Here is a 15,834-nt window from a genome sequence, read left to right as displayed (position 1 = left end):
AAGACAAAACGAATGTCAAACGAAATTGATAGATCGTCCCGATCAGGACTCGCGCATCTCGGTTTCGATCAACCGGACGTCATGATCGGCACAGATGGACCGGATCGAATCCACCGGACAATGATCGGTGATGAAAGTATGCACCTGGGAAAGATGGCCGATACGAACCGGAGCCGTGCGCTCGAATTTGAGCGAATCCGACACGAGAATGACATGGCGCGCATTGGAGATGATTGCCTGCGCAACCTTCACCTCACGAAAGTCGAAATCCAGCAAGGCGCCGTCCTCATCTATGGCCGAAACGCCGATGACGGCGAAATCCACCTTGAACTGGCGAATGAAATCCACCGCCGCCTCGCCGACGATACCGCCATCGGAACCGCGCACGACACCGCCGGCAATCACCACCTCGATACCGGGGAAGACCCTCAACCTGTTGGCAACATTGATGTTGTTGGTAATGACCATCAACTCGTGATGATCCGCCAGCGCTTCGCCCACGGCTTCGGTCGTCGTGCCGATATTGATGAAAAGTGACGAGTTGTTGGGGATGAGGGCGGCAGCGGCGGCACCGATCGCCTGCTTTTCGGAAGAGGCTATCGCCCGACGCGCCTCGTATTTGACGTTTTCGTTGCCGCTTGGAAAAAGCGCGCCGCCATGGATGCGGGTCAGAACCCGCGTATCGCAGAGATCGTTCAAGTCCTTGCGGATCGTCTGGGGTGTCACCGAAAACCGCGCCGCCAGCTCATCGACCAGCACCCGCCCATTGGCCTTCGCCAGCGCAACGATTTCCTCTTGACGCGGTGTGAGCAGCATTTCACCCTCCCTCCTCTTTCAATTTTTTCGTTTTATTGAAGAGCGAAGGGAAAACCAATGTCAAGGGACCGTTCCACAGTAGCGATAGTGGCGGTATCAAAACAGCAAAATGCGGTTCCGCAGGCAGGGCTTAAGCCACTTGACGATATTATTTAGCCGACTTTCTCAATCAACAGATTGGAGCGGGACATCGCCGAGGAGGCGACAGCAAATACATCGCCGATACCGATCAGCACAGGTTCGTTCACGCCCAGTCTCTTGACGGCGGCACCGAGTTCCATCAGGGGGCCGCACCAGCGCTGCTCATTCGCCCGGCTGACGGAAATCATGACCGCAACGGGCGTTGAAGCGGGCATGCCGTGAGCGAGCAGGCAGGCCTCTATGCTGGCTGCGGTTCGCCCGCCCATGTAAAAAATCGTGGTCACGGAAGGGTTTGACAGGGATTGCCAGTCGATATTCTCCGGTAGCTTTCCCTGCCGGGAATGGCCGGTGATGAAGCGTACCGACTGGGCATGGTCGCGATGGGTCAGGGAAACACCCAGACGCGAGGCCATGGCACTTGCGGCAGTGATGCCGGGCACAATCTCGACCGGGATATTTTCGGCTTCCAGCGCGGCGATCTCCTCGCCGGCGCGCCCGAAAATCATCGGATCGCCGGATTTCAACCGCACCACCCGTTTGCCGGCCTTGGCGAGGCGGATCATCATGTCATTGATGTCTTCCTGCCGGCAACTTTCCCGACCGCCGCGCTTGCCGACCAGCATGCGCTTCGCCTCCCGTCGCGCCAGTTCAAGCACCTCGGCTGAAACGAGATCGTCGAACAGGATGACATCGGCCGCCTGCAAAGCGCGCACCGCTTTCAGCGTCAGCAGTTCGGCATCGCCCGGTCCGGCGCCCACAAGCGTCACAAGGCCGCGCCCTAATCCTGCCCGCGCAGCCTGCATTCCGATATCCGCAAGCAGCCGTTCCTCGCTGCCCTCATCCAGCCTTTCGGTGAAGGCCCGATCGACGAATTTTTCCCAGAAATAACGCCGCGACGCGCCGGGAGCGAGCCGCAGATTGACGCGCTCGCGGATTGTCTGGGCGAGCGCGCCCCAGTCCTTCAGCGAAAGCGGCAGCAATGTCTCGATGCGCCGGCGGATGGCCTGTGCCAGAATGGGCGCGGCACCGTCGGTGGAGATCGACACCACCACCGGCGAGCGATTGACGATGGAGCCGAACTGGAACTGGCAGAATTCCGGCTTGTCGATGACATTGACGGGCACGCCGGCCCCCCGTGCGGCGGAATAAAAAGCTTCAGCCTCCACATCCGTTTCGCAATCCGCCAGCGCAAGTTCGGCATTTTCGAATATGCCCGGATGCCAAGGCTCGTCATGGACGTTCAGGCATGAGTTTCTTTCGATAAGAGCCGCAAAGGTCTCCGACAAATCGCCTTTGCTGCAATAGACATGCACCTCCGCCCCGCAGGCCAGCAGAAGTTCCGCCTTCCAGGCGGCGCCTTCCGATCCGCCCGCCAGAACCACACGCTTGCTCTCGAGCCCCCAGAAGACCGGCAGCTTGGCCAGTCTTTCCATGCGGGCCGGTTCATTCCGCTGCGGTTTTAAGGCATCCATCGATGATCCCCCTGATTTCGGCGCGGCAGGAGCCGCAATTGGTTCCGGCATTCAGCGCTTTGCCGATGGCTTCGACGCTGTGACAACCCTCACGGATGGCGGCGGTAATCTGGTTCACCCCGACGTTAAAGCAGGAGCAGACAGTGGCGCCCGGATCGGCGCGGCCGGCGCCGGGGCGACCAGCGACCAGCGCAAAACGCATGCGCAAATCTTCATGGCGTTCGGTCAACTGCGAGATCGCCCAATTGCGGGCAACGGCCACCGGCTGCCTCGCGATGAACAGCGCCGCCAGCAGGATATCGCCGTCGAAGAAGGCAAGGCGCAGGTCGCCCGTGTGCCGGTCGCTGTAACCCAAGGGCTCGATTCTGGCCTCAATGCCGAAGACCTGCCGCGCCCAGAGCGTCCAGTCTTCAGGCGCTTCCGCGAAGGCAAGTTCCATGCGGTAGCCACCGTCTGCCTTGGCGACGGCCCAGTAGGCGCAACCCGGCGCATCCGGTCGGCTGCGGCAGATGGCGAAACCATAGGCGCTCGCCTCGAAACGTCTTGCCTGGACGCCCACATTCTTCGAAGCGGGCTGGCCGGAATGCGGATCCGTCACCGGCGCTACGACCGTATCGATGCGCCCGCGCGCGGCAAACTGATCGTTCCAGTGCATCGGCGCGAAGACCGAGCCGCGCGCCTGTCTTTCGCTCACCAGCACCCGCAGCAGCACCTTGCCATGCGGGCTTTCCAGCTCCACCAGATCAGCACTTTCTATTCCCAGCGCCTGCGCATCGCGCGGGTGAAACTCGGCGAAAGGCTCGGCGATATGGGCGGTGAGGCGGCCGCTTTTGCCGGTGCGGGTCATCGTGTGCCATTGGTCGCGAACGCGCCCGGTATTCAGCGTCAGCGGATAGTCCGCCGATGTCCTGTCTGTCTGCGGCAAGGCGGTGGGGATGAGCCTTGCCTTGCCATCTTCATGATAAAACCGGCCGTTCGCGAAAAAGCGCGTCACCTCGGCCTTGCCGGCCTCGGCTTTCGGCCATTGGAAGGGAGTCATCCCGTCGTAGCCATCCCGGTCGATCCCGCCGATATCGAAATCACGGCTACCGGCATTTTCGAAAGCGGAAAGAGCCGCGTGTTCGGCAAAAATTTCCGATGGCTGACGAAAAGCGAAGGCCGCGCCGAAGCCCATGCGCCGGCCCACTTCCGCCATCTGCCACCAGTCGGCCCTGGCTTGGCCAGGCACAGGCAGAAAGCCGCGCTGGCGAGAAATGCGGCGCTCGGAGTTGGTGACGGTCCCGTCCTTTTCCCCCCAGCCGAGCGATGGCAGAAGCACATGCGCATGGCGAGCCGTGTCGGTACTCGCCATGACATCGGAGACGACGACAAAAGGACAGGCCTTTATCGCCGTCTCGACGGCACCGGCATCCGGCATGGATACGACTGGGTTGGTAGCCATAATCCATAGCGCCTTGATGCGACCGTCCGCCACCGCCCGGAACATGTCCAACGCCTTCAGGCCAGGCTTTTGCGCGATGACGGGCGATCCCCAGAAGCGCTGGACACGGCCGCGATCCTCGGCGCTTTCGATAGCCATATGGGCGGCCAGCATATTGGCAAGCCCGCCCACCTCTCGCCCGCCCATGGCGTTCGGCTGGCCGGTCAGCGAAAATGGCCCCATGCCCGGCCGGCCGATGCGGCCGGTGGCGAGGTGGCAATTGATGATGGCGTTGACCTTGTCGGTGCCGCTTTCAGACTGGTTGACGCCCTGGCTGTAGCAGGTGACGGTTTTTTCCGTGCGCTCGAACAATTCGTAAAAGGATATCAGTTCGGCGATGGTCAGGCCGGTGGCCGCCGCGATTTCCGTCAGGCTATGCGCGCGTGCGGTCTGCATGGCGGCATCGAAGCCGACCGTATGGTTTTGCACGTAAGCGCGATCGATGGCCGAACTGTCGGACAGATGTGCCAGCAGGCCGGTAAACAGCGCCACGTCCCCATCGGGGCGGATGGCAAGGTGCATATCGGCAATATCGGCGCTCATCGTCCGGCGCGGATCGATGACGACGACTTTCATCCCCGGCCGCGCCGCCTTCGCCGCCGCCAGCCTTTGATAAAGAACGGGATGGCACCAGGCGAGGTTGGAACCGGTGAGGATCACCAGATCGGCAAGCTCTATATCCTCGTAGGTGCCCGGCACCGTATCGGCGCCGAAGGCGCGGCGATGGCCGGCGACGGAGGACGACATGCAGAGCCTTGAATTGGTATCGATATTGGCCGAGCCGATGAAACCCTTCATCAGCTTGTTGGCGAGGTAATAATCCTCGGTAAGCAATTGGCCGGAAACGTAAAAGGCGACCGAATCCGGGCCGTGTTCGGCAATGGCATCGAAAAAACGGGACGCGACGAGATCGAGCGCCTCGCCCCATGCCGCCCGCCGGCCGGCGATTTCAGGGTAAAGCAGGCGGCCGTCGAGATCGACGGTTTCAGCCAGAGCAGAACCTTTAGAGCACAGGCGACCGAAATTGGCGGGGTGGTCCGGATCGCCTTTGACGGAAACGACGCCGTCATCGGCAACGGTGGCGATGACGCCGCAGCCGACGCCGCAATAGGGACAGGTGGTTTTGGTTTCAACGGGCATGGTTTTGCCCTCTTATTTGCCCTCTCGGCGCGTGGCGTTTACCCCCCTCTGTCCTGCCGGACATCTCCCCCTCAAGGGGGGAGATCAATTGTGGCGCGAACGCCGATTCACAGCTTGCGATACGGCCTGCGGCTATGAAGATGGGAGCCATCCGCTTGTCGATCTCCCCCCTTGAGGGGGAGATGTCCGGCAGGACAGAGGGGGGTATCTTCGCCGCCATCTCCATTCACTCCGCCGCAATCATCAGGGTCTCAAGCGCAATAGAAAGCCGCCCATCCAGATTACGCACCGGAATCGTCCGTACCTCCCCTTCATCCGCCCCCAACGCCTTGCCGGTTTCCAGCGAAATCACCCAATTGTGCAGCGGACACGTCACCGAAGCCCCGTGCACGATGCCCTGGGAGAGCGGCCCGCCCTTGTGCGGGCAATGGTCCTCGATCGCGAAGACCTGATTTTCCGCCGTGCGGAACACGGCGATCTTGCCCATCGGTGTCTTCACGCACCGCGCGCCGCGCAGCGGGATGTCGGAGATATCGCCAATATCGATCCAGTTGCTGTCCATCGTTCTCACTCCGCCGCCTCGCTGAAACCGATCGCCGCCATGGGCCTGAACTCATGCTTGTCGCGGCCGGAGACACGCTCCGACCAGGGATCGACCTGCGCGAATTTTTGACTGAAGACGAAGCGCTCGAAATAGGCCCGGCGCTTGTCAGCATCCTCCATGATTTGGCGGCGCACCTCGTCGTAACCGATGCGCTTGGCCCATTTGTAGATACGCTCGAGATAGCGCGCCTGTTCGCGATACATCTGCGTCAGCGCGACGATATGTTCCAGCGCCTCGTCCTCGGTATGGACGAGACCCAGAACTTCCGTGCCCTTGATATCGAGACCCGCAGCACCGGCGAAGTGGATTTCAAAACCGGAATCGACGCAGATGACGCCGATATCCTTGCAGGTGGCCTCCGCGCAGTTGCGCGGACAGCCGGAAACGGCAAGCTTCAGCTTGGCGGGCGTCCACGAGCCCCACATGAATTTTTCGATGCGGATGCCGAGCCCGGTCGAATCCTGCGTGCCGAAACGGCACCATTGCTGACCGACACAGGTTTTTACCGTGCGCAAGCCCTTGGCGTAGGCCTGACCGGAAATGAAGCCGGCCTTGCCGAGATCGGCCCAGACGGCGGGCAGATCCTCCTTCTCGATGCCGAGCAGGTCGATACGCTGGCCGCCCGTTACCTTCACCATAGGGATATCGAACTTGTCGACCACATCGGCAATCGCCCTAAGCTCAGAGGAGGAGGTGACGCCGCCCCACATGCGCGGCACGACGGAATAGGTGCCGTCCTTCTGGATATTGGCGTGAACGCGCTCATTGATGTAGCGCGACTGGTAATCATCGGCATATTCGTCCGGGAAGTCGCAGACGAGGTAATAATTAAGCGCCGGCCGGCACTTGGCGCAGCCGCAGGAGGTCTTCCATTCCAGTTCCTGCATCACGGCGGGAATGGTCTTCAGACCCTTGGCCTCAATGAGCCGGCGCACATCGTCATGGCCGAGATCCGTGCATTTGCACATGGGCTGCACGGCGGCGGGGTTGTAGCTGTCGCCGAGCGTCAGCGTCATCAGCTGCTCGACAAGGCCGGTGCAATTGCCGCAGGAGGCGGACGCCTTGGTGTGGGCGCGCACATCGTCGAGCGATGTCAGCCCCTTGGAGGTGATGGCCGTGGTGATCTTGCCCTTGCACACGCCGTTGCAGCCGCAGATTTCCGCATCATCCGGCAAGGCTGCAACGGCCGCCATAGGGTCCAGCGGCGACCCTCCCTGATAGGCCTGGCCGAAGATCAGGGTTTCGCGCATGGCGGAAATGTCGGTGGATTTCTTCATCAGGTCGAAGAACCATGATCCGTCCGCCGTCTCGCCGTAAAGAACCGCGCCGATGATGCGGTTGTCCTTGAGGATCAGGCGCTTGTAGACACCGGCCGTGGCATCGCGCAGCACGATTTCCTCGCGGTCGTCACCTTCGGCGAAATCGCCGGCGGAAAACAGGTTGATGCCGGTGACCTTCAGCTTCGTATTGGTGACGGAGCCGTGATATTCGGCCGAACCGCCGCGAAGCCGGTCGGCCAGCACCCGCGCCGATTCGTAAAGCGGTGCAACCAGCCCGTAGCAGATGCCGCGATGTTCGGCGCATTCGCCGAGCGCGTAGATCGAGGCATCCGAGGTCATCATGCCGTCATCCACGACGATGCCGCGATTGACGGCGATGCCGGCTTCCTTTGCGAGACCGGAGGCGGGACGGATGCCGACCGCCATCACCACCATATCGCCCTTGATAACACGGCCGTCTTCCAGCTCTATGCCTTCGACCTTGTCTTCACCCAGAATGCATTTGGTGTTGGCCTTGGTGATGATGTCGATGCCGCGCTCATTGAGCGCCTTTTCCAGAAGATAGGCCGCTGCCGGATCGAGCTGGCGTTCCATGATCGTCGGCATCAGATGGATGACGGTGACATCCATGCCCTGACGCTTGAGGCCATAGGCCGCTTCCAGCCCGAGAAGGCCGGCGCCGATGACGATGGCGCGGCCTTTCCCCTCGGCGATTTCCAGCATTTTCGTGACGTCGTCGAGATCGCGATAGGCAAGCACGCCCGGCAATTGATGGCCGGGAACGGGAATGATGAAGGGCAGAGAGCCGGTGGCGATCACCAGCTTGTCGTAGGAGGCCGTGATGCCGTTTTCGCTGGTGACGGTCTTCTTGCCACGATCGATGCCGGTGACCTTAGCGCCCTTATGCAGCGTCACATTATGGGCCGCATACCATTCGTCATCATGAATGACGATATCCTCATAGCTCTTTTCGCCTGAAAGAACCGGCGAGAGCATGATGCGGTCGTAATTGACGCGCGGCTCGGCGTTGAAAATAGTGACGTCGTAAAGGCCGGGGGCGGTGTCGAACAGGTTCTCCAGCATGCGCCCCGGCGCCATGCCATTGCCGATGATGACGAGTTTTTGCGTCATGGTCGTTACTCCGCAGCTTCGATGAAGCGGTGACGTTCGTAAAGGAATTTCAGAACGGCCTCGCGGCATTTGAGATAGGTCTTGTCGGAGGCGAGCTCGATGCGGTTGCGCGGGCGTGCCAGCGGCACGTCCAGCACTTCGCCGATATGGGCGGCGGGACCGTTGGTCATCATCACGATACGGTCGGAGAGCAGCACCGCCTCGTCGACATCATGGGTGATCATGACCATGGTGTTGCCGAGCCGCGCGTGGATTTCCATCACCGCGTCTTGAAGATGGGCGCGGGTCAGCGCGTCGAGCGCTCCGAAAGGCTCGTCCAGTAGCAGGATTTTTGGCTCCATGGCGAGCGCCCGTGCGATGCCGACGCGCTGCTTCATGCCGCCGGAAATTTCAGACGGTTTCTTGTCTTTTGCGTGGGCCATCTGCACGAGATCGAGATTGCGCATGACCCAGTCGTGCCGCTCGGCCCGTGTCTTGGTGTTGCGGAATACTTTCTCCACGGCGAGATTGACGTTTTCATAGACTGAAAGCCAGGGCAGCAGGCTGTGGTTCTGGAACACGACAGCGCGTTCCGGACCGGGCTCGTTGACCTCCCGGTTTTCGAGAAGCACCGCACCGGCGGAGACTTTCGTCAGCCCGGCGATGAGGTTCAGCATGGTGGACTTGCCACAGCCGGAATGGCCGATGACCGAGACGAATTCGCCTTTGCCGATGGTGAGGTTGATGCCTTTCAACACCTCGGCGCGTGCGCCGCCCTTGTCGAAATATTTGTCGATGTGATCGAGCTTCAGATAAACATTCATAATTTTGGCCCTCTCAATTAGCCGCAGCGCCGCGGGTGATGACCTTGCCGAGAGCAGCCACCAGCTTGTCGAGCATGAAGCCGACAACGCCGATGTAAGCCAGCGCCACGATGATGTCGGGCAGGCGCGAGGAGTTCCACGCATCCCAGATGAAGAAACCGATGCCGACGCCGCCGGTCAGCATTTCAGCCGCAACGATGGCGAGCCACGAAAGGCCGATGCCGATACGCAGGCCGGTGAAGATATAGGGCGCCGCCGAAGGCAGCATGATCTTGAAGAAAAATTCCAGCTGGTTGAGCCGCAGCACCTGCGCCACGTTGCGGTAGTCCTGCGGAATGTTGCGCACGCCGACCGCCGTGTTGATGATGACAGGCCAGATGGAGGTGATGAAGATCACGAAAATGGCCGATGGGTTGCTGTCCTGAAAAGCGGCCAGCGACAGCGGCAGCCAGGCAAGCGGCGGCACGGTGCGCAGCACCTGAAAGATCGGGTCGAGACCACGCATGGCCCAGACCGACTGGCCGATGACGGCACCGAGAATGATGCCGGCGATCGCCGCAAGGCCGAAACCGTAAGCCACGCGCTCCAGCGATACCAGCACACGCCAGCCAAGGCCGATATCCTGCGATCCGTTCTCGAAGAACGGCGATACGATGAGATCGTAGCTTTCCTCGAAGACCTGGCTTGGCGGCGGCAGCGATGCGCCCGGCGCGGAACAGAGAAGCTGCCAGACACCGAGCAGAATGGCGAGTACGAGGAATGGCGGTATGGTGTTGCGGGCCGCCGCCGCACTCCATTTGCGCAGATCGATGCGCGGTGACTGTTTCGGCGCAAGCGACACGATATTTGCCTTCTGCGCTACCGGCTGATGCGGCTCTTCGTTGAATTTACGGGCCAATGCGGACATGGGCGTTCCCTCTTGATTTCGGTTGCGGTCTGGGCTCGCCCCTCATCCGGTCTTCAGCGGCGCCGGTTGGGTGGCACTGCTGGCGGATGAGGAGCGGCACCCGGCTCTCCTCCTCAGGAGGCCGCCTTGATGGACAGGCTTTCGAGATAGGCCGACGGGTTTTCAGGATCGAAGACCTTGCCGTCGAAGAAGGTTTCCTTGCCGCGCGAGGTGGAGGCGGGAAGATCGGCAACACCGAGATCCTTGGCCGCCTCGCGCCAGATATCCTCGCGGTTGACCTTCGCGACCAGCGCCTTCACATCCGTATCGGGCGCGAATTTGCCCCAGCGGATGTTCTCCGCGATGAACCAGCTGTCATGGCTGCGGAAGGGATAGGAGGTGTGGTCCTGCCAGAACTTCATCTGCAGGCCGGTATTTTCGAGCACGCGGCCGTTGCCGTAATTGATATTGCCCTTGAGGCGACCGAGAACGTCCTTCGGTGGCACGTTAAACCATTGGCGTTTGCCGAGGATGGCGGACATTTCCTCCTTGTTCGCCATTTCATCGCACCATTGCTGCGCCTCCATGACGGCCATCAGCAGCGCCTTGGTGGCGTTAGGGTTCTTTTCCACCCAGTCGGCGCGCATGCCGAGCGCCTTTTCCGGATGGCCCTTCCAGAGTTCGCCGGTGGTACAGGCGGTGAAACCGATGCCCTGATTGACGAGCTGCTCGTTCCAGGGTTCGCCCACACAGAAGACGTCCATATTGCCGACCTTCATATTGGCGACCATCTGCGGCGGCGGAACGACAATGGTGGAGACGTCCTTGTCCGGGTCGATGCCGCCGGCGGCAAGCCAATAGCGAAGCCACAGATCATGCGTGCCGCCGGGGAAGGTCATGGCGGCCTTGATTTCCTTGCCCTCGGCCTTCTTTTTCTCAAAAGCCGCCTTTAACTTGGAAGCATCCAGTTGAACGCCGGTTTCGGCATATTCCCTGGCGGCGGAAATGCCCTGGCTGTCGAGGTTGAGGCGGGCGAGGATGGCCATCGGCACCGGCACATTATTCTGGGTCACCCTGCCGGTATGCATGAGATAGGGCATGGGTGTCAGGATATGCGCGCCGTCAATGCCGTTCGATGCGCCGCCGAGCACGAGATTGTCGCGCGTCGCACCCCAGGAGGCCTGTTTCAGAACCTCGACATCCGGCATGCCGTGTTTGGCGAAGAGGCCCTTTTCTGCCGCAACGATGAGCGGGGCGGCATCGGTCAGCGCGATGAACCCTATTTTCGCGCCTTTCACCTCGGGCTCAGCGGTGGCTGCGAAAGCACCGGAAGGAAAGGCCGCGCGCACGGCGCTGACGAGGGCGACGGCGGCTGTCGTCTTCAATATCGTGCGGCGGCTGACAGCGCCGGAGACTATCTCTTTCATTCGCATGTTCCCCTTATTAGGCCACCTTTGCGGGTGACGTTTTCGCTTGCGAAAAAACCTGAAAATAAAAAAACGCCGCTCGGTGTTTGCGCCTGCGGAACGGGAGGTGTTCCGGGCAGCAAAACCTTGCGACGTCTATGTCTTTGAAAGCGCCTATGCCGCGCCCTGCTCGCCCCGATCGCCGTTGACCGGTGCAAACAAAGAGACGCAAGAGGCGTGCCAGTTTTCTATATGGAAGCTATATTATTGTAAATAAAACAGAATTTCGGAAGTCTCGTCAAACGATTAAATTTTAACCAGCCGCAATTTTGTCTATCGTTTGCGCAACTGGAGAAATTCCGCGCTTGAAATTTGCGCAGCTAGCCCGGCTGAACTGCTCTCAGGCTTCGCCTTGGGAGGTGGAAACAGGGGCCGAACTGCGCACGGCAAAACCATTCACATACCCTGTAATGTCAGCGGGATCGAAAACGAAGCCGTCCACAAAACGGTCGCCAGCCTCCTGCCCTTCGATGCGGATATCGGCATCATCAGGCGCATTGGCATCGCCCAGCGCCGCCCTATAAATATCCGGCCGATAGGCAGACAGGGCGGCCTCCACACCTGCCTGTGAAAACTCGGCCTGCCCCCAGCGGATCATCTGGCTGTAAATCCACAATGCCTGGCTCTGGCGCGGATAATTGGCGTGACGGCCGTGGAAGATGAAATAATTGTCGATCACCCGGCGGTTGCCCTGGCTGTCGATGCTGAACTCACCGGCAAGCACACGGCGGATGATGCCTTCCGGTGCGCCGATATAGCGGGGATCAGCAAGCACCCGGCTCAGATCATCGTGATTTCCCGCAACATCACACCAGCGCGCGGCGGCATCGAGCGCCGTCAGCAACCGCCCGACCGTTTCCTGCTGGTTTTCCGCCCATTCGGGTCGCATGCCAATGACCTTTTCCGGTGCGGAAGGCCACAGATCCTGCTTGGCGGCAACGATCCGGCCGACACCACGCTCGGCGGCGACGATGTTCCATGGCGCACCGACGCAGAAACCGTCAATGGCTCCGGCAGCGAGCGCATCCGAGGTCAATGGCGGCGGAACCACCACAAGCTTCACATCATGATCGGGATGAATACCGCCAGCGGCCAGCCAATAGCGAAATTCGTAATTATGCGATGAAAACGGATAGGTCATGCCGAGCGTCGGCGGCGGCTCGCCGCGGGCGCGCATATCATCGAGCACCCGCTTCAACGCCTCGGCGTTTTCCAGCGCTCCCGCCGTTTCGGAAAGCCCGGTCAAAGCCTTCATCCGCTCAAAAAGCCGGGTCGAGAGCGTGATCGCATTGCCGCCCCGTCCGAGTGAAAAGGGCGTGATCGTCGGCGACGGGTTGGAGCCGAGCCCGAGCATGGAGGCGACCGGCATCGGCGACAGCATGTGGGCGATATCGAATTGCCGAAACGCCAGCCGGTCGCGCACATTCGCCCAGGAAACATCCTTGACGAGATCGAGCGAAAGGCCTTCGCGTTCGGCGAAACCGAATTCGGCCGCAGCAATCAGGACGGATGCGTCGACAAGCGGAATAAAGCCGGCACGCAGGATTTTCTGCCGGTCGCTGCCGACGACTGCGGGTGCGCCCTGGGCTTGCGTTATTCCACTGTGTGATCCGGCCGTTTTTTCCGGTGCCGCCATATCATGCACTCCTTGACTGTCCGACCGGCGGTTCGTCACATCAACAGACCGGCCGCGGTGACCACGCTTTGCGCGATCTCGGAAATCTTCTTTTTCTCGTTCATTGCCGTCTGGCGCAAAAGCGCAAACGCCTCCTCTTCGGAAAGACCACGCATCTTCATCAGGATGCCCTTGGCGCGCTCGATGACCTTGCGTTCCTCAAGCGCCGACTTGGCGTCGGCAAGTTCCCGTTGCAGACGGCTGAAAGCATTAAAGCGGCTGACTGCCATATCGAGAATGGGCTTGACCCGCTCCTTCTTCAGCCCGTCCACCACATAGGCGGAAACGCCCGCCTCGACGGCCGCCTCGATGGACGCCGTGTCGGAACGATCGACAAACATGGCGATCGGCCGGCCAACCGTGCGGGTGAGCTGGAACAGATGCTCCATCATGTCACGATTGGGATTTTCCAGATCGATGAAAATGACGTCGGGCTGCAGCGTCTCGATGGTGCGCGCCACCCCATTCACCTCATGGATGACCGTGACGCGATAATAGCCCGCCTCGCGTAGCCCCTCCTCGATGATGGAGGCGCGGATCGCGTTTTCGTCGATAACGAGAATGGTCAGGTCGCGAAGCGTCATGTCGTCATTGATGACGCAGCGCAGCAAACTTGGCAATCGGCTGCGGATGCAAAAAATGGCGGGAGCGGCAAGGGTCGTTTCCTCCCCTGCCGCCCGTCATGTCAGGAAGCGTGTTCGACGGCGCGTTCAAGCGCCTTCAGAACCGTACGCTCGGACAGATTGAGATAGATTTCCATCTCCTCACCGGCTTGTTGCGCCTTGCCTTCTTCCATCAGCGACAGGATCTTGCTGTTCATGTCCACAAAGGGGGAATGAAGCTGTTCGGGATCTTTCAGCAAACCGAAGCAAAGCCTGAGCTCGGCGGCGATACGCTCGTAAAAATCGCTGAGACGGGCACTGTCGAGAAGATCGACGACCGCAGCGTGGAATTTCATGTTGGCGCTTCCAACACCCAGCCAGTCGGCATCTTCACGCTTGACCTTGGCGTCCTCGACCGCTGCCCGCATCGTCTTGATCGCGGGGTGCTTGTGCCAGGCCTGACGCAACGCGCCGCATTCCACCATGCGCCGCACCCGGTAGATATCGATCACCGAAGACATGGTGGGCACGGCAACGAAGACACCGCGATTGGCTTCATGGCGCAATAGCCCGTCCTTGGTCAAAAGCCGGAAGGCTTCACGCAACGAATTGCGGGAGACGTCGAAACGTTCGCTGAAGGCTGCCTCGGAAAGGCGCTGCCCCGGCGCCAGCTCACCAGATATCAGCAGGGTGCGAATACCCTTTGCCAATCGATCCGCAAGCGGCAGACCCTCTATCGTTTCCGTCATGGCGCTCCTTTCTGAAGAGCAATGCAGCATCGGGAATTCCGTGACAGGCATGTTCAGACACGGCTATGTTCTGCCCATAGCACAAAGCATTAGCAAAGCACGAAAAAAACGTGGTGAATTCATGCGCATAACGTCCAACAAATAGACAAAATGAGAGAACGATTATTATTTATTGTTGAACAATATTGACAAATTCACGGAACACGACAAACTCTTGCCATAAAGCATCCGCGAGGGGCGGATAGCGATAGGAGCGGAGAAAATCCATGGAGCAGAAAAAGCTCACCCCGACTGCCGACCTAAAAATGTCAAAACGCGCATCTCTTCTGGGAGCGATCTTCCTGATGGCGACATCCGCCATCGGTCCGGGCTTCATCACGCAGACGGCGACATTCACCACGCAGCTGGGCGCGGCCTTCGCTTTCGGCATTCTTGCCTCCATCCTCATCGACTTCGTCGTCCAGCTCAACATCTGGCGCATTGTGACGCTGACGCGTATGCGCGCATCCGATATCGCCAATGCCGCCATTCCCGGCGCCGGTTATTTCCTGGCTATCCTCGTCATCATCGGTGGCCTGTTCTTCAACATCGGCAATATCGGCGGCACCGGCCTTGGTCTCAATGCCATTTTCGGGCTGGACCCGAAAATCGGCGGCGCCATCAGCGCGATATTCTCCATCGCCATCTTCGTTTCCAAGCGTGCAGGGCTGGCAGTCGACCGGTTCATTATCTTCGCCGGCCTCATGATGATCGTGCTGACGCTCTATGTGGCGTTCGTTTCGGCACCGCCGGTGGGTGACGCCTTCCGCCAGACCTTCTTGCCCGATACGATCAATTTCGCGACCATCACCACCATCGTCGGCGGCACCGTGGGCGGCTACATCACCTATTCCGGCGCACACCGGTTGCTGGACCGGGGAATGGTCGGCATTGAAAACCTGCCTGTCGTCAACCGCGCCGCGCTGACCGGCATCGCCGTCACCGGCATCATGCGCTATGTGCTGTTCCTCGCCATTCTCGGCGTCGTCGCCAGCGGCGTCATCATCGATACGTCCGGCCAGGCCGCCAACCCTGCCGCACAGGCTTTCCGGTCGGCTGCGGGCGATCTCGGCTTCCGGCTCTTCGGCATCATCTTCTGGGCAGCGGCCATCACCAGCGTCATCGGCGCAGCCTACACCTCCGTATCGTTCCTGCCTGTCTTCAAGCAGGACATGAGCGAACGTGCCCGTAACATAGCGACGATTATTTTCATCGCCGTTTCGCTCGTCTGCTACCTGCTGATCACCACGCCGCCTGCCGCCATGCTGGTTTTCGTCGGCGGCCTGAACGGCCTCATCCTGCCCATCGGCCTGAGCATCTTCCTGTTTGCCGCGTGGAAACGCGAAGACCTGATGGGCGGCCATCGCTACTCGCGCATCCTGCTCGGGCTTGGCGTTCTGACCTGTGCCTTGACGTGGTACATGGGCTACAAGTCTGCTGGCACCATCTTCGGCCTGCTCGGCCTGTAATAAACTGGAGCGTTTCCGCATTTCGGAGAAAAGCGGAAACGCTCTACATATCTGTTTTTACGCATTTTCCGGACGCAAAAC

General features: G+C 60.3%; 12 protein-coding genes. 1 reads left to right on the top strand and 11 read right to left on the bottom strand.

Annotated elements, in window-relative coordinates; all coding sequences use genetic code 11:
* Nucleotides 1-42: 42 nt before the first annotated feature.
* The 11 genes from PL597_RS09305 to PL597_RS09255 form a co-directional block, all read right to left on the bottom strand.
* On the bottom strand, nucleotides 43-816 hold the full coding sequence (locus tag PL597_RS09305) for a DeoR/GlpR family DNA-binding transcription regulator (protein WP_142913548.1): 774 nt from the start codon (nucleotides 814-816) through the stop codon (nucleotides 43-45).
* 152 nt (nucleotides 817-968) lie between these two features.
* Nucleotides 969-2,429, bottom strand: a complete 1,461-nt coding sequence (gene cysG, locus PL597_RS09300; protein WP_271365011.1) for a siroheme synthase CysG — start codon at nucleotides 2,427-2,429, stop codon at nucleotides 969-971.
* Nucleotides 2,401-5,049 (bottom strand): nitrate reductase, encoded by a 2,649-nt coding sequence (locus tag PL597_RS09295; RefSeq protein ID WP_271365010.1) that lies wholly within the window; start codon nucleotides 5,047-5,049, stop codon nucleotides 2,401-2,403. The genes cysG and PL597_RS09295 overlap by 29 nt, the downstream gene beginning before the upstream one ends.
* Nucleotides 5,050-5,275: 226 nt before the next feature.
* Nucleotides 5,276-5,611 carry a nitrite reductase small subunit NirD gene (gene nirD, locus PL597_RS09290; protein ID WP_003519747.1) on the bottom strand — a complete coding sequence of 112 codons (336 nt, stop codon included), beginning with the start codon at nucleotides 5,609-5,611 and terminating at the stop codon, nucleotides 5,276-5,278.
* 5 nt (nucleotides 5,612-5,616) lie between these two features.
* The gene (nirB, locus tag PL597_RS09285; RefSeq protein ID WP_269823884.1) at nucleotides 5,617-8,064 is read right to left on the bottom strand and encodes a nitrite reductase large subunit NirB; all 2,448 of its coding nucleotides are present in this window, start codon (nucleotides 8,062-8,064) and stop codon (nucleotides 5,617-5,619) included.
* Nucleotides 8,065-8,069: 5 nt separating this feature from the next.
* Complete coding sequence (locus tag PL597_RS09280; protein WP_269823885.1) at nucleotides 8,070-8,867, bottom strand: ABC transporter ATP-binding protein; 798 nt, start codon at nucleotides 8,865-8,867, stop codon at nucleotides 8,070-8,072.
* A 13-nt stretch (nucleotides 8,868-8,880) separates the two neighbouring features.
* Nucleotides 8,881-9,774, bottom strand: a complete 894-nt coding sequence (gene ntrB / locus PL597_RS09275; RefSeq protein ID WP_077983240.1) for a nitrate ABC transporter permease — start codon at nucleotides 9,772-9,774, stop codon at nucleotides 8,881-8,883.
* Between the two features lie 113 nt (nucleotides 9,775-9,887).
* Nucleotides 9,888-11,180, bottom strand: coding sequence for a CmpA/NrtA family ABC transporter substrate-binding protein (locus PL597_RS09270; RefSeq protein ID WP_077983239.1), 1,293 nt, complete (start codon nucleotides 11,178-11,180; stop codon nucleotides 9,888-9,890).
* 379 nt (nucleotides 11,181-11,559) lie between these two features.
* The gene (locus PL597_RS09265) at nucleotides 11,560-12,855 is read right to left on the bottom strand and encodes a CmpA/NrtA family ABC transporter substrate-binding protein (protein ID WP_271365009.1); all 1,296 of its coding nucleotides are present in this window, start codon (nucleotides 12,853-12,855) and stop codon (nucleotides 11,560-11,562) included.
* A 35-nt stretch (nucleotides 12,856-12,890) separates the two neighbouring features.
* On the bottom strand, nucleotides 12,891-13,478 hold the full coding sequence (locus tag PL597_RS09260; protein WP_077983262.1) for an ANTAR domain-containing response regulator: 588 nt from the start codon (nucleotides 13,476-13,478) through the stop codon (nucleotides 12,891-12,893).
* Nucleotides 13,479-13,579: 101 nt separating this feature from the next.
* Nucleotides 13,580-14,245 (bottom strand): GntR family transcriptional regulator, encoded by a 666-nt coding sequence (locus PL597_RS09255; RefSeq protein WP_077983237.1) that lies wholly within the window; start codon nucleotides 14,243-14,245, stop codon nucleotides 13,580-13,582.
* Between the two features lie 266 nt (nucleotides 14,246-14,511).
* Between PL597_RS09255 and PL597_RS09250 the strand changes: the two genes are divergently transcribed.
* Entirely contained in the window at nucleotides 14,512-15,753 is a 1,242-nt protein-coding gene (locus PL597_RS09250) for an NRAMP family divalent metal transporter (RefSeq protein ID WP_077983236.1), read from the top strand.
* Nucleotides 15,754-15,834 lie beyond the last annotated feature (81 nt).

This window comes from Agrobacterium sp. ST15.13.013 (genome assembly GCF_027956525.1).
Taxonomy (GTDB): domain Bacteria; phylum Pseudomonadota; class Alphaproteobacteria; order Rhizobiales; family Rhizobiaceae; genus Agrobacterium; species Agrobacterium salinitolerans.
The sequence above is the reverse complement of the archived record's forward strand: the minus strand, read 5'-3'. Positions and strand labels throughout refer to the sequence as shown.

Coding starts and splice junctions, on each gene's coding strand:
- PL597_RS09305 (WP_142913548.1), bottom strand. CDS start 816: ATGCTGCTCACACCGCGTCAAGAGGAAATCGTTGCGCTGGCGAAGGCC.
- cysG (WP_271365011.1), bottom strand. CDS start 2,429: ATGGATGCCTTAAAACCGCAGCGGAATGAACCGGCCCGCATGGAAAGA.
- PL597_RS09295 (WP_271365010.1), bottom strand. CDS start 5,049: ATGCCCGTTGAAACCAAAACCACCTGTCCCTATTGCGGCGTCGGCTGC.
- nirD (WP_003519747.1), bottom strand. CDS start 5,611: ATGGACAGCAACTGGATCGATATTGGCGATATCTCCGACATCCCGCTG.
- nirB (WP_269823884.1), bottom strand. CDS start 8,064: ATGACGCAAAAACTCGTCATCATCGGCAATGGCATGGCGCCGGGGCGC.
- PL597_RS09280 (WP_269823885.1), bottom strand. CDS start 8,867: ATGAATGTTTATCTGAAGCTCGATCACATCGACAAATATTTCGACAAG.
- ntrB (WP_077983240.1), bottom strand. CDS start 9,774: ATGTCCGCATTGGCCCGTAAATTCAACGAAGAGCCGCATCAGCCGGTA.
- PL597_RS09270 (WP_077983239.1), bottom strand. CDS start 11,180: ATGAAAGAGATAGTCTCCGGCGCTGTCAGCCGCCGCACGATATTGAAG.
- PL597_RS09265 (WP_271365009.1), bottom strand. CDS start 12,855: ATGGCGGCACCGGAAAAAACGGCCGGATCACACAGTGGAATAACGCAA.
- PL597_RS09260 (WP_077983262.1), bottom strand. CDS start 13,478: ATGACGCTTCGCGACCTGACCATTCTCGTTATCGACGAAAACGCGATC.
- PL597_RS09255 (WP_077983237.1), bottom strand. CDS start 14,245: ATGACGGAAACGATAGAGGGTCTGCCGCTTGCGGATCGATTGGCAAAG.
- PL597_RS09250 (WP_077983236.1), top strand. CDS start 14,512: ATGGAGCAGAAAAAGCTCACCCCGACTGCCGACCTAAAAATGTCAAAA.